Here is a 6,276-nt window from a genome sequence, read left to right on the forward strand (position 1 = left end):
GCTCTGCCCGCCGGACCCGCCCTGACCGCCGCCCCGCAGCGGCCGGGCCATGCGCACGGCGGACCCGCCCCGTATCCCGCGGCGGCGCTCCCGGCCGGGCCCGCCGGTCCCGGTGGCGCGGGCGGGAGTCCGATGGTGTCGTTGCCGCTGCCTCCCGCACCGGCCCCGGCGCCCGACCCCGCCGCGAGCCGCCGGACCCTGCTGACCATCGCGGCGGCGGCCGTCGGCGGGCTGATCGTGGGCGGCGGTTCGGTCGCCGCTCTCGGGTCCGGGGACACCGCGGTGGCGACGGACGACAAGCCCGCGCCGAAGCCCCGCCGTACGCTCCCCGGACAGCCCCCCGAGCCGCGCTGGATCTATGCGCACCCGGCCTCCGAGGCGCCCCCGCTCACCACCGCCGTATGGCGGGACAAGCTCCTCGTGATGACCAGCGAGAGCCAGGCGAGCGCCGTGGACCTGCGGACCGGCAAGCGGCTGTGGCAGCGCGCGGACGCGGCGAAGGGACAGGCCGCGCTGGCCGCGGGCGCCGATCTGGTCTTCGTGGCGAGCCCGACGGAGTTCCTGTGGCTGTCGCCGAAGAACGGCAAGGTCGCCCACCGTGAGCGCTACACGGACGCCTTCGGCGACCTGCCGGGCCTCGCCGTCGGGCGGCTGGCCGGGAATTCCGGGCCGGTCATCTGGTTCACCGGTTCGCACACGGTCACCGTGAAGGCCCCGAAGCCGAAGAAGGGCAAGAAGGAGGGCAAGGACAAGGAGGTCGTCCAGGCCTACTTCTTCGCGTACGACATCGTGCAGCGCAAGGAGCTGTGGCGGACTCCCGTGCCCGCGGGCCGTGCCCCGGGCACCCCCGCCTACCGGGTCGTCGTGGAACGCTCCGCCGACGTCCTCGTACGTCAGGACGCGGTCAGCCTGACGGCGGCCGAGGTCAAGGCGGCCAAGAGGAAGGGCTCCGTCCGCTCGTTCGACCAGAAGACCGGCAAGCTGCTGTGGACCAAGCAGTACGGTGCGGCCTCCCCCGAGGCGGCCACCGCGGGCGACGAGGACGGGTCGCTGTACGCGGCGGTCGGCAGGGGCCTCCAGGCCTTCGAGACGGACACGACGAAGCCGCTGTGGCGCGTCGAGGGCAGCGACGGCTCGGTGTTCGGCACCCCGCTGGTGGCCGGGCCCCTGATCCACACCACCGAGCGCAGCCGGCTGGTCGGCGCGGTGGAACGGGAGAGCGGCCGGCTCGTGTGGCGGCGCTCCACGGAGGTGCCGGGCATCGGGAACGCCCCGTCGCTCACGCTCAGCGGCAGCGAGAAGACCCTGATCGCCACCGACGCCGTCCAGGTCACGGCGTTCTCGGCGGCCGACGGCGAGCGGCTGTGGAAGTTCCAGGACATCGGGTCGGCCGATCCGAAGGGGGCGACGGTGAGGGCGTCGTACCGGGCGCTCGCCGCCGGGGAGACCGTCGTCGTCCAGCGGGACAGGGCCTTCTACGCCTTCCCGGTGGCCTGAGACCCAGCCTGCCCGACTCGCCCCTCTTCCACCCTCACCACCGCCGTCCGGGGGGTCCCCCGGACGGCGCGCCGCCCGGTGCTTGCATCGGCTGACACCACATGACCGGATGATCGGATTCGCCCATTTATGGACGAGCCCGTAGCCGGGCTGCGTCTCCGTCACGGAGGTGATGTCGTGTCAGGCAGACTCCTGCGCGTGGTCTGCACGACCGCGCTGGCCGCGGCGCTCACGGTCTCCCCCGCCACCGCCGCATCTGCCGAGCCGGGCCCCGTACCGTCCGAGGAGGCCTCCGGAACGGCCGATCCGGACGTGTCGGATTCCTCCGCCGAGTCCGGCCCGGCGGAGGAATCCGACGAGTCCGGCGGGGCGGCGGTCGACGCCGGAACCGACACGGCGGACCCCGACGCCGAGACCGACACGGCGGAGGCCGACGCCGAGACCGCTCTCGGGGCGCCCGAGGCGCCCAGGAGCGTCGCCGCCCTGCTGCGCGAGCTGCGGGACCGCTACCAGGCGGCGGAGGAGGCGAGCGAGACCTACAACGCCACCGCCGAGAAGCTGAAGCAGCGGACCGCGCAGGTGAAGAAGGTGAGCGCGGACCTGGCGAAGGCGCGGGCCGCGCTGGAGCTCAGCCGCGGGGACGCCGGGCGGCTGGCCCGGGAGCAGTACCAGGGGCGTACCGAGTTCTCCGCGTACCTCCGGCTGCTGCTGTCCCGTGATCCCCTGCGGGCCCTGGACCAGACCCATGTCGTGGGGAGGCTGGCCGCGAACCGCGCGGCGACGGTGGACCGGCTGACCGGCGACGCCCGGCGGGCCGACGCGCTGGCCGCCGCCTCCCGCAAGGCGCTGGACCAGCAGAAGAAGCTGGCAGACCGGCAGAAGAAGCAGCGCGACACCGTGCGCGGGAAGCTGAAGGAGGTCGAGGGGCTGCTGGCCACGCTCTCCGAGGAGCAGATGACCCAGCTCGCCGGTCTCGAACAGCGGGGGGTGGACGAGGCGCAGCGCGAGCTGGTGGCCTCCGGGGCGCTCAGCTCCACCCGGCCGCCCACCCGGCAGGGCGGCGACGCCGTCGCGTACGCGGTCCGGCAGATCGGCAAGCCGTACGTGTGGGGGGCCGAGGGCCCCGACTCCTTCGACTGCTCCGGACTCACGTCCCAGGCCTGGTCGGCGACGGGGCGGACGATCCCGCGCACCTCGCAGGAACAGTGGAAGCGGCTCCCGAAGGTGCCGGTCTCCGCGCTCCGCCCGGGCGACCTGGTGATCTACTTCCCGAAGGCGACCCACGTGGCGCTGTACATCGGCAACGGTCTGGTGGTGCAGGCACCCCGCCCCGGCACCAGGGTCAAGGTCTCGCCGCTCGCGTCGAACCCGCTGCTGGGCGCCGTCCGGCCCGACCCCGGCGGCGCCCCGCTGTCCGCGTACACGCCCCCGGAGCTGCCCGAGGGCGCACGCGACGGCGCGGACACCGGGTACGGCGCGGACGCGGCACCGGACGCCTCGTAGGCCGTACGGACAGACCTCGGCGGCCGGACCGGCGGTGCGGGTCCGGCCGCCGAGGGCGTTCGCGGGTCAGGCTCCGGTGAGCGAGGCCAGGTAGGCGTTCGTCTTCTCCGGCTCGTAGAAGAAGTTCTCGAAGTCCGCCGGGTTGTTGAACCCGTTGGCGAAGCGGTCCGCGGCGGGCTGGAGCTGGCCGGCGGCGCCGATCAGGTTCAGCACGTGCTCCGGCGGGACGCCGAGCATCGCGTTGGTCCACTTCGTGACGTGCTGCGCGGTCTCCCAGTAACGGTCGAACGTGGACTGCATCCACGCCGCGTCGAACTCCTTCCCGCCGTGCTCGACGATCGAGTCCAGGTACGCGTTCGCGCACTTGGAGGCCGAGTTGGAGCCCTGGCCGGTGATCGGGTCGTTGGCCACGACGACGTCCGCGACGCCGAGGACCAGGCCACCGCCGGGCAGCCGCCCGATCGGCTTGCGGACCGTGGGGGCGTAGCGGCCGGCGAGGGTGCCGTTGGCGTCGGTCAGCTCGACCTTGGTGGCGCGGGCGTACTCCCAGGGCGTGAACTTCTCCATGAGCTCCAGCGTCTTCGCCAGGTGCTCGGAGGGGTCCTTTATGCCCTGGAAGGCGTCGAGCGGTCCGCCCGGGACGCCCTCCCAGAAGAGGATGTCGGCGCGGCCGGAGGTGGTGAGCGTCGGCATGACGAACAGCTCGCCGACGCCCGGGACCAGGTTGCAGCGGACCGCGTCGAACTCCGGGTGCTCGGGGCGCGGGCCCATGCCGTGCACGTAGGCGACGGCCAGCGCGCGCTGCGGGGCGTCGAACGGCGAACGGGCCGCGTCCCGGCCGAACATGGAGACCAGCTCGCCCTTGCCGGCGGAGACCATCACCAGGTCGTAGGTGCGGGAGAAGTAGTCCAGGTCGGAGACGGCCGCCCCGTGGATGACGAGCTGGCCGCCGCGCTGGGCGAAGGTCTCCATCCAGCCGGCCATCTTCACGCGCTGGTCGACGGACTGGGCGTACCCGTCCAGCTTGCCGACCCAGTCGATGGCGCGGGAGGAGTCGGGAGCGGCGACCGAGACGCCCAGGCCCTCGATCCTCGGAGCCTGGGACTCCCAGAAGTTCAGCTGGTAGTCCCGCTCGTGCTGGAGCGCGGTGTGGAACATGCACTGCGTCGACATGACCCGGCCGGTGCGGATCTCGTCGGCCGTGCGGTTGGACATCAGGGTGACTTCGTAGCCTCTGGACTGCAGCCCCAGGGCCAGCTGGAGCCCGGACTGGCCGGCTCCGACTATGAGTATCTTCCGCATCGCGGCTCTCCGTTGTCTCTGGTTCGAGGAGGTCTATGCAGGAGTGGCGTCGAGAGCGTGACCCACCAGGGCCAGGAGCGACTCGACGACCGTGATCCTGTTACGAGCGTCCATGATCACTATCGGGACCTGCGGGGGTACGGTCAGGGCCTCCCTGACGTCCTCCGCCTCGTAACCGGGCGTCCCCTCGAAGTGGTTGACGGCCACGATGTACGGCAGTCCGCAGCTCTCGAAGTAGTCGAGCGCGGGGAAGCAGTCCTCCAGCCGGCGGGTGTCGGCGAGGACGACCGCGCCGATCGCCCCGCGCACCAGGTCGTCCCACATGAACCAGAAGCGCTGCTGGCCGGGGGTGCCGAATACGTACAGGACGAGGTCGTCCTCCAGCGTGAGCCGGCCGAAGTCCATGGCCACGGTGGTGGTGGTCTTCTCGGGCGTCGCGGAGAGGTCGTCGGTCTCCTCGCTGGCCTGGGTCATCAGCGCTTCGGTCTGGAGCGGCGTGATCTCGGAGACCGAGCCGACGAACGTCGTCTTGCCGACGCCGAATCCCCCCGCCACCACGATCTTGGTGGCGGTGGGCGCGCGGGTGTGGTCGAGCTGCCAGGCCTGGAGGGACTCCTCGGCCTGTTCCCGGGGCCCCGGCTGGCGCGGGGCGAAGAGCGGCGCCTCAGAGACGGCGGAGTCCATTGAGCACCCTTTCGAGCAGTGCGCGGTCGGGCTGGCCGGCGCCGTGGCCGGTTCCGTACACGCGGATCTTTCCCTGGTCGGCCAGGTCGCTGAGCAGCACCCGGACGACTCCGAGCGGCATCTTCAACAGGGCCGAGATCTCCGCGACCGTACGCATCCGGCGGCAGAGTTCGACGATGGCCCGGAGCTCCGGCATCACGCGCGAGGCGAGGTTACCGTTGGTGAGCTCGCGGCGCTCGTCGGGTGCTTCGAGGGCCGCGACGAAGGTCTCGACCAGCAGGACGTGCCCGAACCGGGTGCGACCGCCGGTGAGGGAGTACGGGCGGACCCGGGCGGGGCGTTTCTCCGCCCCGCGGACGGGGAGCCGGGGGGCGGGTTCTGCGGCGGCGGTGGTCACAGGGCGCTCTCCATCGATGTGCGCAGCTCACTGCGGAGTTCGGGGGTGAGTACGTGTCCGGCCCGGCCGACGAAGAGGGCCATGTGGTAGGCGACGACGCTCATGTCGCAGTCCGGGGCGGCGTGGACGCCGAGGAGGGAGCCGTCGCTGATCGACATGACGAAGACGCTGCCCTCGTCCATGGCGACCATCGTCTGTTTGACGCCGCCGCCGTCCATCAGCTTCGCGGCTCCGACGGTCAGCGAACCGATGCCGGAGACGATCGTGGCCAGGTCGGCGCTGGAGCCCCTGGGCCCGTCCGACGTCCCGGCGGCCGGTCCGGCCGCCTTCGCGGTCAGATGGCCGGGGTCGGAGGAGAGCAGCATCAGGCCGTCGGACGAGACGACGGTGACCGAGTGGACCCCTGGCACCTCCTCCACGAGATTGCTCAGCAACCAGTGAAGATTCCGGGCTTCGGTGCTCAGCCCGAATGTGCTGGGCGCAGTCAACTGCGTGCCTCCTCGACTGTGTCCCCCGTCTCTTCGTTACGGCCGTCCGCCCGGCCGCCGGTCTCAGCGGTCCGTGCGGTCCTTGCGTCACGTGCGTCCTGTGCGGCGCCTGTGGTGTGGGCGGTGGTGGTCTCGTGCCCCGTACGCCCGGTGGGTACGCCCCCGGGGTCGGCCACGGTGATGCCGCCGGTCTCGGCGATCTCCGCCTCTACGTCGCGCCGGCCCTCCTTCGCCGCCTGGTGGAAGCTGCCGAGCCGGCGGCGCAGGGCGTCCCGGTCGAGGCTGCCGGTGCGCCCGGGGGCGGGGGTCGCGTCGGGCCGGACCACCTTGGGCGTGCGCTTCGGCAGCCCCTTGTCGGTGATCCGTGCCGCCTCGGGGCGGCGGGGGCCGGGGACGGTGCCGTCG

Annotated in this window: 6 protein-coding genes and 1 pseudogene; 2 read left to right on the forward strand and 5 right to left on the reverse strand. The window is 72.5% G+C overall.

Going from position 1 to position 6,276, the window contains the following annotated elements:
• Positions 1 to 1,497: PQQ-binding-like beta-propeller repeat protein (locus HET64_RS34980; protein ID WP_251146305.1), on the forward strand; the 1,497-nt coding region annotated here is incomplete at its 5' end.
• Positions 1,498 to 1,674: 177 nt separating this feature from the next.
• Positions 1,675 to 3,000, forward strand: a complete 1,326-nt coding sequence (locus HET64_RS34985) for a C40 family peptidase (RefSeq protein ID WP_215111272.1) — start codon at positions 1,675 to 1,677, stop codon at positions 2,998 to 3,000.
• A 66-nt stretch (positions 3,001 to 3,066) separates the two neighbouring features.
• Here the strand turns inward: HET64_RS34985 and HET64_RS34990 are convergent, their stop codons facing one another.
• The 5 genes and pseudogenes from HET64_RS34990 to HET64_RS35010 form a co-directional block, all read right to left on the reverse strand.
• Complete coding sequence (locus tag HET64_RS34990) at positions 3,067 to 4,302, reverse strand: styrene monooxygenase/indole monooxygenase family protein (protein ID WP_215111273.1); 1,236 nt, start codon at positions 4,300 to 4,302, stop codon at positions 3,067 to 3,069.
• 33 nt (positions 4,303 to 4,335) lie between these two features.
• Positions 4,336 to 4,986 (reverse strand): ATP/GTP-binding protein, encoded by a 651-nt coding sequence (locus HET64_RS34995; protein ID WP_050360430.1) that lies wholly within the window; start codon positions 4,984 to 4,986, stop codon positions 4,336 to 4,338.
• The gene (locus HET64_RS35000; protein ID WP_215111274.1) at positions 4,967 to 5,383 is read right to left on the reverse strand and encodes a DUF742 domain-containing protein; all 417 of its coding nucleotides are present in this window, start codon (positions 5,381 to 5,383) and stop codon (positions 4,967 to 4,969) included. Before HET64_RS35000 ends, HET64_RS34995 begins: the two co-directional genes overlap by 20 nt.
• Positions 5,380 to 5,871 carry a roadblock/LC7 domain-containing protein gene (locus HET64_RS35005; RefSeq protein ID WP_026290733.1) on the reverse strand — a complete coding sequence of 164 codons (492 nt, stop codon included), beginning with the start codon at positions 5,869 to 5,871 and terminating at the stop codon, positions 5,380 to 5,382. Before HET64_RS35005 ends, HET64_RS35000 begins: the two co-directional genes overlap by 4 nt.
• Positions 5,868 to 6,276 (reverse strand): annotated as a pseudogene (locus HET64_RS35010) (histidine kinase); the annotation flags it as partial. The gene HET64_RS35005 and the pseudogene HET64_RS35010, both read right to left, overlap by 4 nt.

Source organism: Streptomyces sp. McG3, assembly GCF_018619185.1.
In the GTDB taxonomy this organism is placed as follows: Bacteria; Actinomycetota; Actinomycetes; order Streptomycetales; family Streptomycetaceae; genus Streptomyces.